Source organism: Streptomyces sp. NPDC045026, assembly GCF_056432625.1.
Window position 1 is genome coordinate 133522 of the sequence record NZ_JBWKIS010000002.1, and the last position, 15953, is coordinate 149474.

The window sequence follows — 15953 nt, forward strand, 5'->3', positions numbered from 1 at the left end:
CACGGTCGGTCACTCTGTGTGCCACTTCCCCGCCAACACCGGCCCCAGCTGGTCGAGATAGGACTCGGTGACCTCGCGGATCGACTCGACGCTGCTGTCCTCGCCGGCGCCCCACAGCCGGCCGGCCATGCGCATCACGCCGCTGAACGCGGCCACTGTCACGCGAGGGCGCGGATCCGTCTCCACGTCGAGACCCTCGCGCTCGGCGATCACGCGCGCGATCTCCTCCTCCAGCTCCGTGGAACGCCGCAGGTGGACGGCGATCAGGGAGGGGGTGGATTCGATCATCTGGTAGGTGCGCATGTGGAGTTCGACCGGGACGACCTCCTCGATGGACTCACCGAGGGTGTCCCAGGCGTCGAGCACCGCACCCCGCAGGGCCTCGAACGGGCTGTCGGTCGCGGGGCGTTCGCGCAGGACAGCGATGAAGCGGGACTCCACCATGTCCTGGACCGCGAACGCGGTCTCCTCCTTGCTGGTGAAGTACCGGAAGAAGGTGCGCTGTGAGACGTCGACGGCCTCCGCGATCTCGTCAACCGTCGTGCGGTCGTACCCCTTTGTGGTGAAAAGTTCCAGAGCGGAGCGCAGCAGTGCGTCGCGGGTGCGCTGCTTCTTGCGTTCCCGCAGCCCTGAACGCGCTTCGTGCGTCTTCACTCACGCCCCTCTTTTCGCCTGTTTGCGCAGCTCAGCTTACCTGTGAGCGACATGACAGTTACCGACTTGTGAATTGGTTTGTCAACTGTCAGTCGCTGTCATTAGCCTCGAACGCATGACTAGTCAGACCACCGTCGACAAGGCGGACAAGGCTCCGGAGCCCGTGTCCGTTCCGGCCCCGGCCAAGGGGCTTCGCGGCCACCCCTGGCTGACGCTGTTCTCCGTCGCGATCGGCGTGATGATGGTCGCCCTCGACGGCACCATCGTGGCCATCGCCAACCCGGCCATCCAGAAGGACCTCGGCGCGAGCTTCGCCGATGTCCAATGGATCACCAACGGCTACTTTCTCGCCCTCGCGGTCACGCTGATCACCGCGGGCAAGCTCGGCGACCGGTTCGGTCACCGCCAGACCTTCCTCATCGGCGTGGTCGGGTTCGCCGCGGCCTCGGGCGCCATCGGCCTGTCGGACAGCATCGCCCTGGTGGTCACCTTCCGGGTGTTCCAGGGCCTGTTCGGCGCGCTCCTCATGCCGGCCGCGCTCGGCCTCCTGCGGGCCACCTTCCCTGCCGAGAAGCTGAACATGGCGATCGGCATCTGGGGCATGGTGATCGGCGCCTCCACCGCCGGCGGCCCGATCCTCGGTGGGCTCCTCGTCCAGCACGTCAGCTGGCAGTCGGTCTTCTTCATCAACGTCCCCGTCGGCATCATCGCCCTCGTTCTCGGGCTGCTGATCCTCAGGGACCACCGCGCCGAGAACGCGCCGCGGTCCTTCGACATCCTCGGCATCGCACTGCTCTCCGGCGCGATGTTCTGCCTGGTCTGGGCGCTTATCAAGGCTCCGACGTGGGGCTGGGGCGACGGCCTGACCTGGACGTTCCTGGCGGTCTCCGTGCTGTGCTTCGCGCTCTTCGCGATCTGGGAGACCCGCGTCAAGGAACCGCTGATCCCGCTGGCCCTGTTCCGCTCGGTGCCGCTGTCGGCCGGTGTGGTCCTGATGGTGCTCATGGCCATCGCCTTCATGGGCGGCCTCTTCTTCGTCACCTTCTACCTGCAGAACGTGCACGGCATGAGCCCCGTCGACAGCGGCCTGCATCTGCTGCCGCTGACCGGAATGATGATCGTGGGCTCGCCGCTGGCGGGCGCGATGATCACGAAGGTGGGTCCGCGCATCCCGCTCGCGGGCGGCATGCTGCTCACCGCCGTCGCCATGTACGGCATGTCCACGCTGGAGTCGGGTACGGGCAGCGGCGCCATGTCGCTGTGGTTCGCCCTCCTCGGCCTGGGTCTCGCTCCCGTCATGGTGGGCGCCACCGAGGTCATCGTGGGCAACGCCCCGATGGAGCTCTCCGGCGTCGCAGGCGGTCTCCAGCAGGCCGCCATGCAGATCGGTGGAAGCCTCGGCACCGCTGTGCTCGGCGCCGTGATGGCCTCGAAGGTGGACAACGACCTCGCGGGCAACTGGACCGACGCCAAGCTTCCGCCGCTCACGCCTGCCCAGCTGGACCAGGCGTCCGAGGCGGTCCAGGTCGGCGTGGGCCCGGTCCCGAAGGGAACTCCGGCCGGGCTCGCCGAGAAGATCACCTCAGTCGCGCACGACACCTTCATCTCCGGCATGAGCCTGGCCTGCCTGGTTGCCGCGGGCGTCGCAGTTGTGGCGATCTTCGTCGCGCTGCTGACCAAGCGCGGCACGAACGCGGAGGCGGGCGCGGGGGCCGCACACATCTAGCGCCCCTCGGGAAACGCCCCGATCAGGAAACGCTCCGATCGAGGAAGTGGCCCTTCGGGGGAAACCCCTAGGCCACCCCCGAACCACCCCCGCACCCACCCCGAAATGCCCTCAGGGAAATCCTGGGGGCATTTCGCTTATCCGAGTGATCTGATCCGTCAGCTCTTCCGGTCTGTTCGCCCACCGGTCCAGAGTGCAGACAAGTGACCGGCACGACACGGGGGTTGATCGATATGGGTACGAGGATGCGCGCGGCGATGGGTACGAAGCTGCCGATGACGGCCGCGGCGGCTCTGGCGGCCGTCCTGCTGACACCGGTTCACGCGGGGGCCACCGCCCCGCCGACGCCGGGCGACTGTGCGGCGGGGGAGCTGTGCCTGTGGGAGAAGCCGGCGTACAAGGGGCACCGGCAGGTGTACGAGCTGTCCGGGACCGACATCGAGAGCTGCGTCGCGCTGCCGGAGGGGGGGCAGCGCGCAGGCTCTCGCCAATCGCACCGGACGGCCGGTCACGGCCTACCAGTCCGCGGAGTGCGCCGAGACGGGGGAGTTCCAGACCTATCCCGGTAGCGGCACATGGGCGCCCCAATCTCCTTACCGGGTACGGGCGTTCAAGGTCTGGGAGCGCTGAGATGAAAGAAAGGGAGGTGCGGTGCGGCCCCCTTGGCTGCACCGCACCTCGAACCTCTACGACAGTCGGGATCCGGCCCCTACGCGTCGCCGCCCGCCGGGCCGGGGTCGGCCGCCGCGACGTCGAGGAGCTTGTAGCGGTCGATGGCCTGCTTCAGGACCGAGCGGTCGACCCTGCCCTCCCGGGCCAGTTCCGTGAGCACACCCACCACGATCGACTGGGCGTCGATGTGGAAGAAACGACGGGCCGCGCCACGTGTGTCCGCGAAGCCGAAGCCGTCCGCGCCGAGCGACTGGTAAGTGCCCGGCACCCAGCGGGAGATCTGGTCGGGTACGGACCGCATCCAGTCGGAGACCGCGACGAACGGACCCTCCGAGCCGGACAGCTTCTGCGTGACATAGGGGACACGCTGCTCCTCGTCGGGGTGCAGCAGATTGTGCCGCTCCACCTCGACGGCCTCGCGACGCAGTTCGTTCCAGGAGGTCGCCGACCAGACGTCCGCCTTGACGTTCCACTCCGCGGCGAGGATCTGCTGTGCCTCCAGAGCCCACGGCACAGCGACACCCGAGGCGAGGATCTGAGCAGGGATGGCGCCCGAAGTGCCCGGACTGAAGCGGTGGATGCCCTTGAGGATGCCCTCCACGTCGACATCGCCGGGCTCGGCCGGATGCTGCAGCGGCTCGTTGTAGACGGTGAGGTAGTAGAAGATGTCCTCGCCGTGCGGGTGCTCGGCGGTGGCGCCGTACATCCGTCGCAGGCCGTCCTGCACGATGTGCGCGATCTCGAACCCGAAGGCCGGGTCGTAGGCGACACAGGCCGGGTTGGTCGAGGCGAGCAGCTGCGAGTGTCCGTCGGCGTGCTGCAGTCCCTCACCGGTCAGGGTCGTCCGGCCGGCGGTCGCGCCCAGGACGAAACCGCGCGCCAGCTGGTCGGCCATCTGCCAGAACTGGTCGCCGGTGCGCTGGAAGCCGAACATCGAGTAGAAGACGTAGACCGGGATCAGCGGCTCGCCGTGCGTCGCGTACGCCGATCCCGCGGCGATCAGCGAGGCCGTGCAGCCCGCCTCGGAGATGCCGTCATGCAGCATCTGGCCCGTCGGAGACTCCTTGTACGCGAGCAGCAGGTCGCGGTCCACGGACTCGTACTGCTGGCCGAGAGGGTTGTAGATCTTCGCGCTCGGGAAGAACGAGTCCATGCCGAACGTGCGGTACTCGTCCGGCGCGATCAGCACGAAGCGCCGGCCGATTTCCTTGTCCCGCATGAGGTCCTTGAGCAGTCGGACGAAAGCCATGGTGGTGGCGATCGACTGCTGGCCGGATCCCTTCTTCACGCTCGCGTACGTCTTGTCGTCGGGGAGCGCCAGCGGCTTGGACCGCACGACGCGGGTCGGCACATAGCCGCCGAGCGCGTGCCGGCGGTCGTGCATGTACTGGATCTCTTCGGAGTTGCGGCCCGGGTGGTAGTACGGCGGAGCGCCGTCCTCGAGCTGCTTGTCGGTGATCGGCAGGTGAAGACGGTCGCGGAAGCCCTTGAGGTCGTCGACGGTCAGCTTCTTCATCTGATGGGTCGCGTTGCGGCCCTCGAAGTTGGGGCCGAGGGTCCAGCCCTTGACCGTCTGCGCCAGGATGACCGTCGGCTGGCCCTTGTGCGCCTTGGCCGCCTGGAAGGCCGCGAAGATCTTCTTGTGGTCGTGCCCGCCGCGCCCCAGGTGCAGGATCTGGTCGTCGGTCATGTTCTGGACCATCGCGCGCAGCCGGTGGTCGCCGCCGAAGAAGTGGTCGCGGATGTACGAGCCGGGCTCGGTGGCATACGTCTGGAACTGGCCGTCGGGCGTGGTGTTCAGCTTGTTCACCAGGACGCCGTCGCGGTCCTGCGCGAGCAGCGGGTCCCAACTGCGGTCCCAGACCAGCTTGATGACGTTCCAGCCGGCGCCGCGGAACTGAGACTCCAGCTCCTGGATGATCTTGCCGTTGCCGCGCACCGGGCCGTCGAGGCGCTGCAGGTTGCAGTTCACCACGAAGGTCAGGTTGTCCAGGCCCTCACGGGCCGCGATCGACAGCTGGCCGAGCGACTCGGGCTCGTCCATCTCGCCGTCGCCGAGGAACGCCCAGACGTGCGACGCGGAGGTGTCAGCGATCTCGCGGGCCTGCATGTAGCGGTTCATCCGCGCCTGGAAGATCGCACCCAGCGGACCGAGGCCCATGGAGACGGTGGGGAACTCCCAGAAGTCCGGCATCAGTCGGGGGTGCGGGTACGACGACAGGCCGTAGGGAGCCTTCGACTTCTCCTGGCGGAAGGAGTCGAGCTGACCCTCGGTGAGCCGGTCCAGGAGATACGCGCGGGCGTAGATGCCCGGCGACGCATGGCCCTGGAAGAAGATCTGGTCGCCGCCCTTGCCGTCGTCCTTGCCGCGGAAGAAGTGGTTGAAGCCCACGTCGTAGAGCGAGGCGGAGGAGGCGAAGGTGGCGATGTGACCGCCCACCCCGATGCCGGGCCGCTGGGCGCGGGAGACCATCACCGCGGCGTTCCAGCGGGTCGCGTTCAGGACCTTGCGCTCGATTTCCTCGTTGCCGGGGAAGAAGGGCTCGTCCTTGGTCGCGATCGTGTTGATGTAGTCCGTGCTGCGCATCTCAGGCACGGCCACACGCTTCTCGCGGGCGCGCTCGATCAGCCGGAGCATCAGGTAGCGGGCCCGCTCGCGCCCGCGCTCGTCGACGGCGGCGTCGAGGGAGTCGAGCCATTCCCGGGTCTCTTCGGGATCGAAGTCCGGGACCTGGCTGGGAAGGCCGCCAATGATGATCGGATTGCGATCGGATCCGGAAACCACGCTGTTCCTTCACTGTCGGTCGAGATGTGCAATTGGGGTGCAATGGGGGTGCAATGGGGCTGCGCCGCTCCCCATCGTGTACCTCGGGGGCACAATCGTCATCTCTACCGCGGGGTAATGGGAGTGATTCCCCGGGGTTCCCCGGACGGGTGCGGCCAAATCGCAACGATACGCTCATGCGGTTCACCGGATTCGTGAGGCCGTTCGGCTGAGGTGGACGACGGCCATCCACAGGGTGGGCAAATCCGGCAGATCGGTGTGGCGTACATCACCGGCCTGCGGGGATCCTTGGCAGAAGATGAGGTGACACCGCCCAGAACGTCACCGTTTCGGCGGTCTCGGGGGCCGGGTACTTGCGCGATCCGCCCCGCCCGTGTGGACTACGGCCAACGCTTCGCGCACGCGCGAAGCCGCAGACAACTTCGTAAACATGATCAGGAGGCAATCCGTGAGCGCGACCGCGGACCACGCGGAGTCGAACCTTGCCGTAAGGCTTGGTTTCCAACCCGACCAGGTGGTCCAGGAGATCGGCTACGACGACGACGTCGATCAGGAGCTCCGCGAGGCTATCGAACAGGCCATCGGCTCCGAGCTCGTCGACGAGGACTACGACGACGTGGCTGACGCCGTGGTGCTCTGGTTCCGTGAGGACGACGGGGACCTTACTGACGCTCTGGTGGATGCCATCGCGTACATGGAAGAAGGCGGTGCCATCCTTCTCCTGACGCCGAAGACCGGGCGTGACGGTTACGTCGAGCCGAGCGAGATCGGCGAGGCCGCCACCACCGCCGGGCTCTCGCAGACCAAGAGCATCAATGCGGGCAAGGACTGGAACGGCAGTCGGCTCATCACCCCGAAGGGGGCCGCCAAGAAGCGGTAACCCTCCGGCGGAACCGGGATCCCTTTGTGAGGCCTTCGCGGGCGCGTTGAAGCGCGACCGCGGGGGCCTCACGTGCATGCGCGGGCGGGGGTGGGCGGTCACCTGTGGGACACCGGCTCCGTGGTGCCAATTAGGCTGAGTCACCCGAACGGCTCCACGGAAGGAAAGCTTGACCATGACGATCGAGGTCGGCACGAAGGCTCCGGATTTCGAGCTCAAGACGCAGCACGGCGAGACCGTGCGGCTCTCGGACTTCCGGGGTGAGAAGAACGTGGTGCTGCTCTTCTACCCGTTCGCCTTCACCGGCGTGTGCACCGGCGAGCTGTGCGCCCTGCGCGACGAACTGCCGAAGTTCGTCAATGACGACGTGCAGCTGCTCGCCGTGTCGAACGACTCGCCGTTCAGCCTGCGCGTCTTCGCCGAGCAGGAGGGCCTCGAGTACCCGCTCCTGTCGGACTTCTGGCCGCACGGCGAGGCCTCGCGCGCGTACGGCGTCTTCGACGAGGAGAAGGGCTGCGCGGTGCGCGGCACCTTCATCATCGACAAGGAGGGCGTGGTCCGCTGGACCGTTGTCAACGGCCTGCCGGACGCCCGCGACCTCAACGAATACGTCAAGGCGATCGACACCCTCTGACCCTTCAGGGGTCACAGGGGGGCGCTGCGCGCATCTCTCGGGGATGTCCCGGGGATGACACCCTGGGATTCTTCGGGTGCGGAGCCTGTGGCTGCCGGGAACCGGTCACTAGGATCCAGACGTTGATCCGATACCAATGCACGATGGGGCTCCCCGCCCCCGACACCAATGGGAGGACTCGTGGGAGTCAGCCTCAGCAAGGGCGGCAACGTATCGCTGACCAAGGAGGCTCCTGGCCTGACCGCGGTCATCATCGGTCTCGGGTGGGACGTTCGTACCACCACGGGTACGGACTTCGACCTCGATGCCAGCGCCATCCTGACGAACACGGAGGGCAAGGTCAGCAGTGACGCCAACTTCGTCTTCTTCAACAACCTGAAGAGCCCGGACGGCTCGGTCGAGCACACCGGCGACAACACCACGGGCGAAGGTGAGGGTGACGACGAGCAGCTCAAGGTCAACCTCGCCGGCGTCCCGGCCGATGTCGACAAGATCGTGTTCCCGGTCTCCATCTACGACGCCGAGAACCGCCAGCAGTCGTTCGGCCAGGTGCGCAACGCGTTCATCCGCGTCGTGAACCAGGCGGGCGGGGCGGAAATCGCCCGGTACGACCTCTCCGAGGACGCCTCGACGGAGACCGCCATGGTCTTCGGCGAGCTGTACAGGAACGGCGCGGAGTGGAAGTTCCGCGCCATCGGCCAGGGTTACGCCTCGGGCCTGCGCGGCATCGCGCAGGACTTCGGCGTCAACGTCTGAGCCGAGCACGACCGCATGACCGTCCGGCGCCGCACGCGAGTGCGGCGCCGGACGCGCTCGACAACTCAAGCGACATCACACCGGGGAGGACCACGATCATGGGTGTCACGCTCGCCAAGGGGGGCAATGTCTCCCTCTCCAAGGCCGCACCGAACCTCACACAGGTGCTGATCGGACTCGGCTGGGACGCGCGTTCCACCACCGGAGCCGACTTCGACCTCGACGCCAGCGCGCTGCTGTGCAAGGACGGCCGGGTGCTCGGCGACGAGTGGTTCATCTTCTACAACCAGCTCACGAGCCCGGACGGCTCCGTCGAGCACACCGGTGACAACCTCACCGGTGAGGGCGAGGGGGACGACGAGTCGATCCTGATCGACCTGTCCAAGGTGCCGGCATTCTGCGACAAGATCGTCTTTCCGGTCTCGATCCATGACGCGGACAACCGAGGGCAGACGTTCGGCCAGGTCAGCAACGCGTTCATTCGCGTGGTCAATCAGGCGGACGGTCAGGAACTCGCCCGATACGACCTGAGCGAGGACGCGTCCACGGAGACCGCGATGATCTTCGGTGAGGTGTACCGGTACGGCGGCGAATGGAAGTTCCGCGCTGTGGGGCAGGGGTACGCGTCGGGCCTTCGGGGCATCGCTCTAGACTTCGGGGTCAATGTTTCGTAAAGCCGTGCGCGGAGCGGGGGAGCCCCGTCCTACCGGCGCGGGGGAGACCCGTACTCACCTGATGGGGTAGCCAGTGGTTTTGAAAACCTTCGGCTGGTCGTTCGCAATTACTGCGCTCGGCCTGGTCGCGGCGGTGTTCTACGACGGATGGACAGCATTCGGGGTCGTCGCGATCCTTGCCGTCCTCGAGATCTCGCTGTCCTTCGACAACGCGGTGATCAACGCCGGAATCCTGAAGAAGATGAATGCCTTCTGGCAGAAGATCTTCCTCACGGTCGGTGTGCTGATCGCCGTCTTCGGTATGCGACTGGTCTTCCCCGTCGTGATCGTCGCGGTCAGCGCCAAGCTCGGCCCCATCGAGGCGGTCAAGCTCGCGCTCAACGACAAGGACAAGTACCAGCAGTTGGTGACCGACGCGCACCCGTCGATCGCCGCCTTCGGTGGCATGTTCCTGTTGATGATCTTCCTCGACTTCGTCTTCGAGGAGCGGGACGTCCAGTGGCTGCGCTGGATCGAGCGTCCGCTCGCCAAGCTCGGCAAGGTCGACATGCTGTCGGTCTGCATCGCGATGATCGTGCTCCTGATCTCCTCGTTCACCGTGGCCACGCACGCCCACCAGCACGGTGGCGTCCATGTGGACAAGGCTGAGACGGTACTCATCTCCGGCATCGCCGGTCTGATCACGTACCTCATCGTGGGCGGTCTCTCCGGGTTCTTCGAAAACCGCCTGGAAGAGGAAGAGGAGCGCGAGCACGAGGCCGAGGAAGAGGCCAGGAAGAGCGGCAAGGCCGCGCCGGCCATAGTGATGGCGGGCAAGGCCGCGTTCTTCATGTTCCTCTACCTCGAGGTCCTGGACGCTTCCTTCTCCTTCGACGGAGTCATCGGCGCCTTCGCCATCACCAACGACATCGTGCTGATGGCGCTCGGCCTCGGTATCGGTGCCATGTACGTCCGCTCGCTCACGGTCTACCTGGTCCGACAGGGAACCCTGGACGACTACGTGTTCCTGGAGCACGGCGCGCACTACGCGATCGGTGCCCTCGCCGTGATCCTCATGATCACGATCCAGTACGAGATCAACGAGGTCATCACGGGCCTGATCGGCGTCGTCCTGATCGCCTGGTCGTTCTGGTCGTCGGTGCGCCGCAACAAGCGAATCGCGGCCGCCGAGGGAAACGCGACAGCCTCGGGCGAGAAGGCTGAGGTTTCGTCCGGGCTCTGATCCTGGAACGCTGTGAGCGGGGCGGTCTGCGAGGAGAACTCCTCACCGGCCGCCCCGTCGGCGTAACTGGACCATGAAACATGGGCACTTGGGGGCGAAATGTCCTTCTGGGACGGACTGTGGCGGGGGCGTGCGGCGGAGTTCGAGTCGGGCAGCGCCGCATCGAATTCCATCGAACTCACCAAGCGGCACCCGGTTGTCTCGCTCACCAAGCAGGGGGCGGCCACCGGAAATCTGCGCATCAACCTGTCCTGGCGGATGCGGACCTCGGACATCGGCGGCCCCGAGCGGGAGAGCCTGCTGCGGCACCCGTTCAAGCTGTTCAAGCCCGATGTGGTGCAGGCCCATACGCAGAGCATGGTCAATGTGGACCTCGACCTCGGCTGTCTGTATGAGCTGACCGACGGGGAGAAGGGCGTGGTCCAGCCGCTCGGCAACTTCTTCGGTGCGCTCAACGCGCCGCCGTACGTGAAGCTCAGCGGGGACGACCGCTTCGGCTCGGCGTCGGGGGAGACGATCTACGTCAATCTCGACCACCGCGAGTCCATCAAGCGACTGCTTGTCTTCGTCTACATCTACGACCAGACGCCGGCGTTCGACCGTACGCACGCCCACGTCACGCTCTACCCGAGCAACGGCCCGCGGGTCGAGATCAGTCTCGACGAGCGCGCCCCGCAGGCCCGCTCCTGCGCCGTCGTCACGATCGAGAACGTCAAGGGTGAGCTGATCGTGCGCCGCGAGGTGAAGTTCGTGTACGGGTTCCAGGCCGAGCTGGACCGGCTGTACGGGTGGGGCCTTCAGTGGGGCCGGGGATACAAGACCAAGGTCGGGGAGCGCTAGGTCTTGTCGTCGCAATCCCGTGCGCCCGGTGGCGCCTGGGCTGGTGGCGCCTGGGCCGGCGACTCGGACCCGGTGGCGCCTGGGGGCCGGTGACGCCTTGGCCCGGCGCCGGACGGTCCCTGTTCCGTCGCCCGGCCCCGAGTCGCCCGATCCGGCCCCGAGTCGCCCGGGGCCGGTCGCGGTCTCAGCGTGAGATGAACTGCGGGCCCTGCGGCGGCAGCGCGAAGTTCGGGTCGGGCAGCGGCTGCACCGGCTGCGGATAGCCGTACGCGGGCTGCGTCGTCGGCACCGGCATGGCGAGCGGCGCGGGCTGCGTGGGCGCCGCGGGCGGATACCCGTACGACGGCTGGGAGGCGGGCTGGGGGAGCGACGCGGCGATGGGCTGCTGCGCGGGCGCCTGCGGATACCCGTAGCCCGAACCCGAACCCGAACCCGAACCCGAACCCGAACCCGAACCCGAACCCCAAGCCGGCCCCGAGCCCGAGCCCGACCCCGTGAACGAGGAGGTGGCGGGGGCCGGTGGCGGGAAGGGCGGCTCGGCGGCCGGCATCGGGCCCGGAGGGGACGATGCCGGAAGATCCGCCGCCGGCTCCGACTCGTCCACGGAGATGCCGAAGTCCGTGGCCAGACCGACCAGGCCGTTCGAGTAGCCCTCGCCCAGGGCCCGGAACTTCCAGCCCTCGCCGCGCCGGTACAGCTCGCCGCAGATCAGTGCCGTCTCGGCGCCCGTCTCCGGCTTCACGTCGAAGTGGGCGAGGGGCTCACCCTCCGCGGCAGCGGCGTCGTACAGCAGGATCCGCAGGGCGGGTACGCGGTCGAAGGGGACGTCGTCCGCCGAGGCCACGAGGAGGATGCGGCCGACCTCGGGGCCGAGGCCCGCCAGGTCCGACTGGATCGTGTCGGTGAGTCCGTCGGCGACGCGCTTCTTGCCGAGCCGCCAGACCTTGCCCGAGGGGTGCCTGGGCTGGTTGTAGAAGACGAAGTCCTCGTCGGACCGTACGCGACCGTCGGGGCCGAGGAGCAGCGCCGAGGCGTCGACGTCGGGCACGCCCTGGCCGGTGGCCCAGCGCAGCACGGCGCGGACCGCCGTGGCTTCGAGCGGGACGTTCGACCCCTTCAGCATCGCGTGCGTCATGCGGTCATCCTGCCTTCCCTGTCCTGGCCAGGACAACGCGGGGGCCCGAGACGGTGAGACCGAGCGACATACTCGACATGGGTGGGTTACCTGAATTTCATGCCCGATGGGAACCCTTGACATGGATCCCTACGTACTATTACCGGCCACTTAAATTCGGGCCCGAGCGGCACGACGGGGGAGTCTCATGCGTCATTTCGGGCATATCGCCCCTGAGGTGCGGCAGCGCCTGTTCCACCGGGAGCCTGGTGACTTCACCGCGGACTCGCCGCCCCGCATGCTCGCGGCGGCCCTCGGGGCCACGCTCTACAGCCCGGCCACGCGACCGCGCCTCGCCGACGACGTCCTCAAGCAGGCGGGCCGGGGCGTCGTCTCGATGGTGCTGTGCCTGGAGGACTCGATCGACGATGCCGAGGTGGTGGACGCCGAGGAGAACCTGGTCAGGCAGTTCGCCGACCTCGCGGCCAGGCCGGACGCGCGGCCTCCGCTGCTGTTCGTCCGTGTCCGCGCCGCCGGGCAGATCACCGACCTCGTGGACCGCCTCGGCCCCGCCGTGCGCCTGCTGTCCGGATTCGTGCTGCCGAAATTCACCGAGGAGCGGGGTGTGGCGTTCCTGGAGGCGCTCTCCGCCGCCGAGGTCACCGCCGGACGGCGCCTCTTCGCGATGCCCGTCCTGGAGTCGCCCGAGCTCCTGCATCTGGAGACGCGGGGCGACACCCTCGCCGGGATCGCCCGCGTCGTCGACAAGTACCGCGACCGCGTCCTGGCGCTGCGCCTCGGCGTGACCGACTTCTGCTCCGCGTACGGGCTGCGCAGGCCGCCGGACATGACCGCGTACGACGTCCAGATCGTGGCCTCCGTGATCGGCGACGTGGTCAATCTGCTGGGCCGCGCCGACGGCACGGGTTTCACCGTGACCGGCCCGGTGTGGGAATACTTCCGCCATCAGGAGCGGATGTTCAAGCCGCAGCTGCGCCGCAGCCCCTTCCTGGAGGGCCGGGCCGTCGAGTTGCGCCAGGCCCTCATCGAGCACGACATGGACGGGCTGCTGCGCGAGATCGAGCTGGACCGGGCCAACGGCCTGCTCGGCAAGACCTGCATTCACCCCTCGCACGTGATGCCCGTGCACGCGCTGTCCGTGGTCAGTCACGAGGAGTACGGCGACGCCCAGGACATCCTGCGGCCCGAGCGGGGCGGTGGCGGCGTCCTCAGATCCGCGTACACGAACAAGATGAATGAAGTGAAGCCGCACCGGGCCTGGGCCGAGCGGACCCTCCAGCGGGCGGAGGCCTTCGGTGTCGCCCGTGAGGACGTCGGCTTCGTGGACCTGCTCAACGCCGGCCTGCCCGCGTGACGAGCGCGCGAGTCATGATGAAAGCAATGAAAAGGGGCGAAGTGGTCTGGTCGGGGACATGGGTAGCGGAGCGGCTCGGTGTCGAGCTCGTCGGTGACGAGGAGATATCCGGGCTGCTGGGCCTTGCCCTGCGCCGCAATCCCAAGCGGGCCCATCTGCTCGTGTCGAACGTCCTCGGCAAGCATGTGCCGCAGTCGCCGGCCGTGGTCTGGCGCGCCGGGTACGAGCTCGGTCTGCGGGTGCGCGAGCTGCTCGGCGACGACGCGGCGCGGCAGGCGGTCGTGCTCGGGTACGCCGAGACGGCGACCGGCCTCGGGCACTCTGTGGCCGATGGCCTGGGCCTCGCGCCGTATCTGCACTCGACGCGGCGCCCTGTCGACGGGGTGGCGCGCGCGGGCGGCTTCGAGGAGTCCCACTCGCATGCCACCTCGCATCTGCTGCTGCCCGAGGACCCCCGGCTCCTCGCGGGCGACGGGGCGCTCGTCCTCGTCGACGACGAGTTCTCCACGGGGAACACGGTTCTCAACACGATCCGCGCCCTGCACGAGCGCTACCCGCGCGGGCACTACGTCATCGTCGCCCTCGTCGACATGCGCTCGCCCGAGGACCGGGGCCGCCTGGCCGACTTCGCCCGGGAGATCGGCGCCCGCGTCGACCTGATCGCGTCGGCGTCCGGCACCGTCAAGCTCCCCGACGACGTCCTCGCCAAGGGTCAGGCCCTGGTCGCCCGCCACGAGTCCCTCGCCGAGGCCCCGACGGCGCGCACAGAGCCGCGCAGCGAGCCGGGCAGCGGGCCGCGCACAGAGCCACTCAGTGAGCCGGGCACGGAGCCGGGCAGCGAGCCGCGCTGCGTGACCGGCGTGACCCGCGTGGACCTCGGCTGGCCCGCGTCCGTGCCCGACGGAGGCCGGCACGGCTTCACGCCGGAGCACCGCGCGGCGCTCGACGCGGCGCTCCCCGCTATGGCCGCCCGCCTGAGCACGCCTCTAGGGGACGCTCGCCGCGTGCTCGTCCTCGGCTTCGAGGAGCTGATGTACGCGCCGCTCGCCCTGGCCCGCGAGGTCGAGAAGGGCACGCAGGCACAGGTGCGCTACTCCACCACGACCCGTTCGCCGGTCCTCGCTGTCGACGACCCCGGCTACGCGATCCGCACCCGCCTCGTCTTCCCCGCCCACGACGACCCGGCCGACGGGCCGGGCGAGCGCTACGCGTACAACGTCGCGGGCGGTGAGTTCGACGCGATCGTCGCGGTCGTCGACTCCACCGCGGACACGCCCGAACTACACGCCCCCGACGGCCTGTTGGCGCGCCTCGCCGAGCACGCCCCGCACGTCCTGCTCGCCGTCGTACCCTCGTACGTCCCTGACAGGGCTGTCCCCGCGAAGCCCGAAAGGCAGCCCCTGGTGCCCCCCACGCTCCCCGAGCCCCTCCGGGGCCCCGCCTTCTCCTCGTACGCGCCCGACGAGGTCGGCTGGCTGCTCCAGGACCTCTCGGACGTCGATCTCGAGGCGCCCACCGAGGAGCGCGAGGAGGCGATCCAGGGCGGTGGCGCGCACTACGCCGAGTCGCTGCCCGTCGAGTACCAGCCGAGCGCCGAGTACCAGGCGCTGTTCCAGTCCGCTCTGGAGGTGTCGGCCGCACGGATCGCGCAGGCCGTCGGCGTCGTGACCGAGACCGTGCTCGCGGAACGGTCCCCCCGCCCGGTGCTCGTCTCGCTCGCCCGCGCCGGGACGCCCGTCGGTGTGCTGATGCGCCGCTGGGCGCAGGCGCGGCACGGCCTCGACCTGCCGCACTACGCCGTGTCGATCGTCCGCGGCCGCGGCATCGACGCGAACGCGCTGCGCTGGCTCGCCGCCCACCACGACCCGGCCGACGTCGTCTTCGTCGACGGCTGGACCGGCAAGGGCGCGATCACCCGCGAACTGGCCGAAGCGCTCAAGGCCCATCAGCAGAATGAAGGTGGCCCCGGGTTCGACCCGGAGATCGCGGTACTCGCCGACCCCGGTTCCTGTGTGCGCACGTACGGCACCCGCGAGGACTTCCTCATCCCGTCCGCGTGCCTCAACTCGACGGTCTCCGGCCTGATATCGCGTACGGTGCTGCGCGCCGACCTCGTCGGGCCGAACGACTTCCACGGCGGCAAGTTCTACCGCGAGCTCGCGGGCGCGGACGTGTCCACGCACTTTCTCGACACCGTCGAGGCCCGCTTCGACGAGGTCGCCGACGCCGTGGACGCCCAGGTCAAGGAGATGCTCTCCGCCGACCGCGCGCCCACCTGGGAGGGCTGGGCGGCCGTCGAGCGGATCAGTGAGGAGTACGGCATCCACGACGTGAACCTGGTGAAGCCCGGCGTCGGCGAGACGACCCGCGTGCTGCTGCGCCGCGTCCCGTGGAAGATACTCGCCCGCGCGGGCGCCGGAGCCGACCTCGACCACGTACGCCTGCTCGCCGAGCAGCGCGGGGTTCCGGTCGAGGAGGTCGCCGAACTCCCTTACACCTGCGTCGGGTTGATCCACCCGAAGTACACGCGGGGCGCCACCGGCGCGGACGGCAAGGCGGTGGCCGCGAAGTGAGTGCCACGCCCGTCGCCCTGGTCGCCAGCGACCTCGACCGCACCCTGA

12 protein-coding genes and 1 pseudogene are annotated in these 15953 nt (G+C 68.4%); 10 read left to right on the top strand and 3 right to left on the bottom strand.

From position 1 onward, the window contains the following. Positions 1 to 9 precede the first annotated feature (9 nt). Positions 10 to 654: a TetR/AcrR family transcriptional regulator gene (locus AC07EJ_RS04165; RefSeq protein WP_389476116.1), complete on the bottom strand. Its 645-nt coding sequence runs from the start codon at positions 652 to 654 to the stop codon at positions 10 to 12. A 115-nt stretch (positions 655 to 769) separates the two neighbouring features. Between AC07EJ_RS04165 and AC07EJ_RS04170 the strand changes: the two genes are divergently transcribed. Next, entirely contained in the window at positions 770 to 2380 is a 1611-nt protein-coding gene (locus AC07EJ_RS04170; RefSeq protein ID WP_478883694.1) for a DHA2 family efflux MFS transporter permease subunit, read from the top strand. A gap of 233 nt (positions 2381 to 2613) precedes the next feature. Continuing rightward, positions 2614 to 3010, top strand: a pseudogene (locus tag AC07EJ_RS04175) (peptidase inhibitor family I36 protein). 79 nt (positions 3011 to 3089) lie between these two features. Here AC07EJ_RS04175 and aceE read toward each other — a convergent pair. Beyond that, positions 3090 to 5837, bottom strand: coding sequence for a pyruvate dehydrogenase (acetyl-transferring), homodimeric type (gene aceE / locus AC07EJ_RS04180; RefSeq protein ID WP_389476110.1), 2748 nt, complete (start codon positions 5835 to 5837; stop codon positions 3090 to 3092). Positions 5838 to 6285: 448 nt separating this feature from the next. On the opposite strand from aceE, the gene AC07EJ_RS04185 reads away from it, so the two are divergent. The 6 genes from AC07EJ_RS04185 (at position 6286) to AC07EJ_RS04210 (ending at position 10843) form a co-directional block, all read left to right on the top strand. After that, a complete protein-coding gene (locus tag AC07EJ_RS04185; protein ID WP_389476108.1) occupies positions 6286 to 6717 on the top strand; it encodes a DUF3052 domain-containing protein in 432 nt (143 codons plus the stop codon). 175 nt (positions 6718 to 6892) lie between these two features. Next, complete coding sequence (locus AC07EJ_RS04190) at positions 6893 to 7351, top strand: peroxiredoxin (protein WP_100591938.1); 459 nt, start codon at positions 6893 to 6895, stop codon at positions 7349 to 7351. A 180-nt stretch (positions 7352 to 7531) separates the two neighbouring features. Continuing rightward, a complete protein-coding gene (locus tag AC07EJ_RS04195) occupies positions 7532 to 8107 on the top strand; it encodes a TerD family protein (RefSeq protein WP_100591939.1) in 576 nt (191 codons plus the stop codon). 98 nt (positions 8108 to 8205) lie between these two features. Beyond that, positions 8206 to 8781: a TerD family protein gene (locus AC07EJ_RS04200; RefSeq protein ID WP_100591940.1), complete on the top strand. Its 576-nt coding sequence runs from the start codon at positions 8206 to 8208 to the stop codon at positions 8779 to 8781. Positions 8782 to 8854: 73 nt separating this feature from the next. Further along, positions 8855 to 10003, top strand: a complete 1149-nt coding sequence (locus tag AC07EJ_RS04205) for a DUF475 domain-containing protein (protein WP_389476104.1) — start codon at positions 8855 to 8857, stop codon at positions 10001 to 10003. A 99-nt stretch (positions 10004 to 10102) separates the two neighbouring features. Next, on the top strand, positions 10103 to 10843 hold the full coding sequence (locus AC07EJ_RS04210; RefSeq protein WP_389476102.1) for a TerD family protein: 741 nt from the start codon (positions 10103 to 10105) through the stop codon (positions 10841 to 10843). A 184-nt stretch (positions 10844 to 11027) separates the two neighbouring features. Here AC07EJ_RS04210 and AC07EJ_RS04215 read toward each other — a convergent pair whose 3' ends face one another. Further along, entirely contained in the window at positions 11028 to 11978 is a 951-nt protein-coding gene (locus AC07EJ_RS04215; RefSeq protein ID WP_478883695.1) for a TerD family protein, read from the bottom strand. 187 nt (positions 11979 to 12165) lie between these two features. Here AC07EJ_RS04215 and AC07EJ_RS04220 point away from each other — a divergent pair, with 187 nt between their 5' ends. Both AC07EJ_RS04220 and AC07EJ_RS04225 read left to right on the top strand, forming a co-directional pair. After that, positions 12166 to 13332: an HpcH/HpaI aldolase/citrate lyase family protein gene (locus AC07EJ_RS04220; protein ID WP_478883696.1), complete on the top strand. Its 1167-nt coding sequence runs from the start codon at positions 12166 to 12168 to the stop codon at positions 13330 to 13332. Positions 13333 to 13358: 26 nt separating this feature from the next. Further along, on the top strand, positions 13359 to 15905 hold the full coding sequence (locus AC07EJ_RS04225; RefSeq protein WP_478883697.1) for a phosphoribosyltransferase: 2547 nt from the start codon (positions 13359 to 13361) through the stop codon (positions 15903 to 15905). Positions 15906 to 15953: the final 48 nt, after the last annotated feature.

What these genes read in the sequence shown, in the direction of transcription:
- AC07EJ_RS04220 (WP_478883696.1), top strand. Translation starts at nt 12,166, where the DNA reads ATGCGTCATTTCGGGCATATCGCCCCTGAGGTGCGGCAGCGCCTGTTC.
- AC07EJ_RS04200 (WP_100591940.1), top strand. Translation starts at nt 8,206, where the DNA reads ATGGGTGTCACGCTCGCCAAGGGGGGCAATGTCTCCCTCTCCAAGGCC.
- AC07EJ_RS04225 (WP_478883697.1), top strand. Translation starts at nt 13,359, where the DNA reads ATGAAAAGGGGCGAAGTGGTCTGGTCGGGGACATGGGTAGCGGAGCGG.
- AC07EJ_RS04170 (WP_478883694.1), top strand. Translation starts at nt 770, where the DNA reads ATGACTAGTCAGACCACCGTCGACAAGGCGGACAAGGCTCCGGAGCCC.
- AC07EJ_RS04190 (WP_100591938.1), top strand. Translation starts at nt 6,893, where the DNA reads ATGACGATCGAGGTCGGCACGAAGGCTCCGGATTTCGAGCTCAAGACG.
- AC07EJ_RS04215 (WP_478883695.1), bottom strand. Translation starts at nt 11,978, where the DNA reads ATGACGCACGCGATGCTGAAGGGGTCGAACGTCCCGCTCGAAGCCACG.
- AC07EJ_RS04210 (WP_389476102.1), top strand. Translation starts at nt 10,103, where the DNA reads ATGTCCTTCTGGGACGGACTGTGGCGGGGGCGTGCGGCGGAGTTCGAG.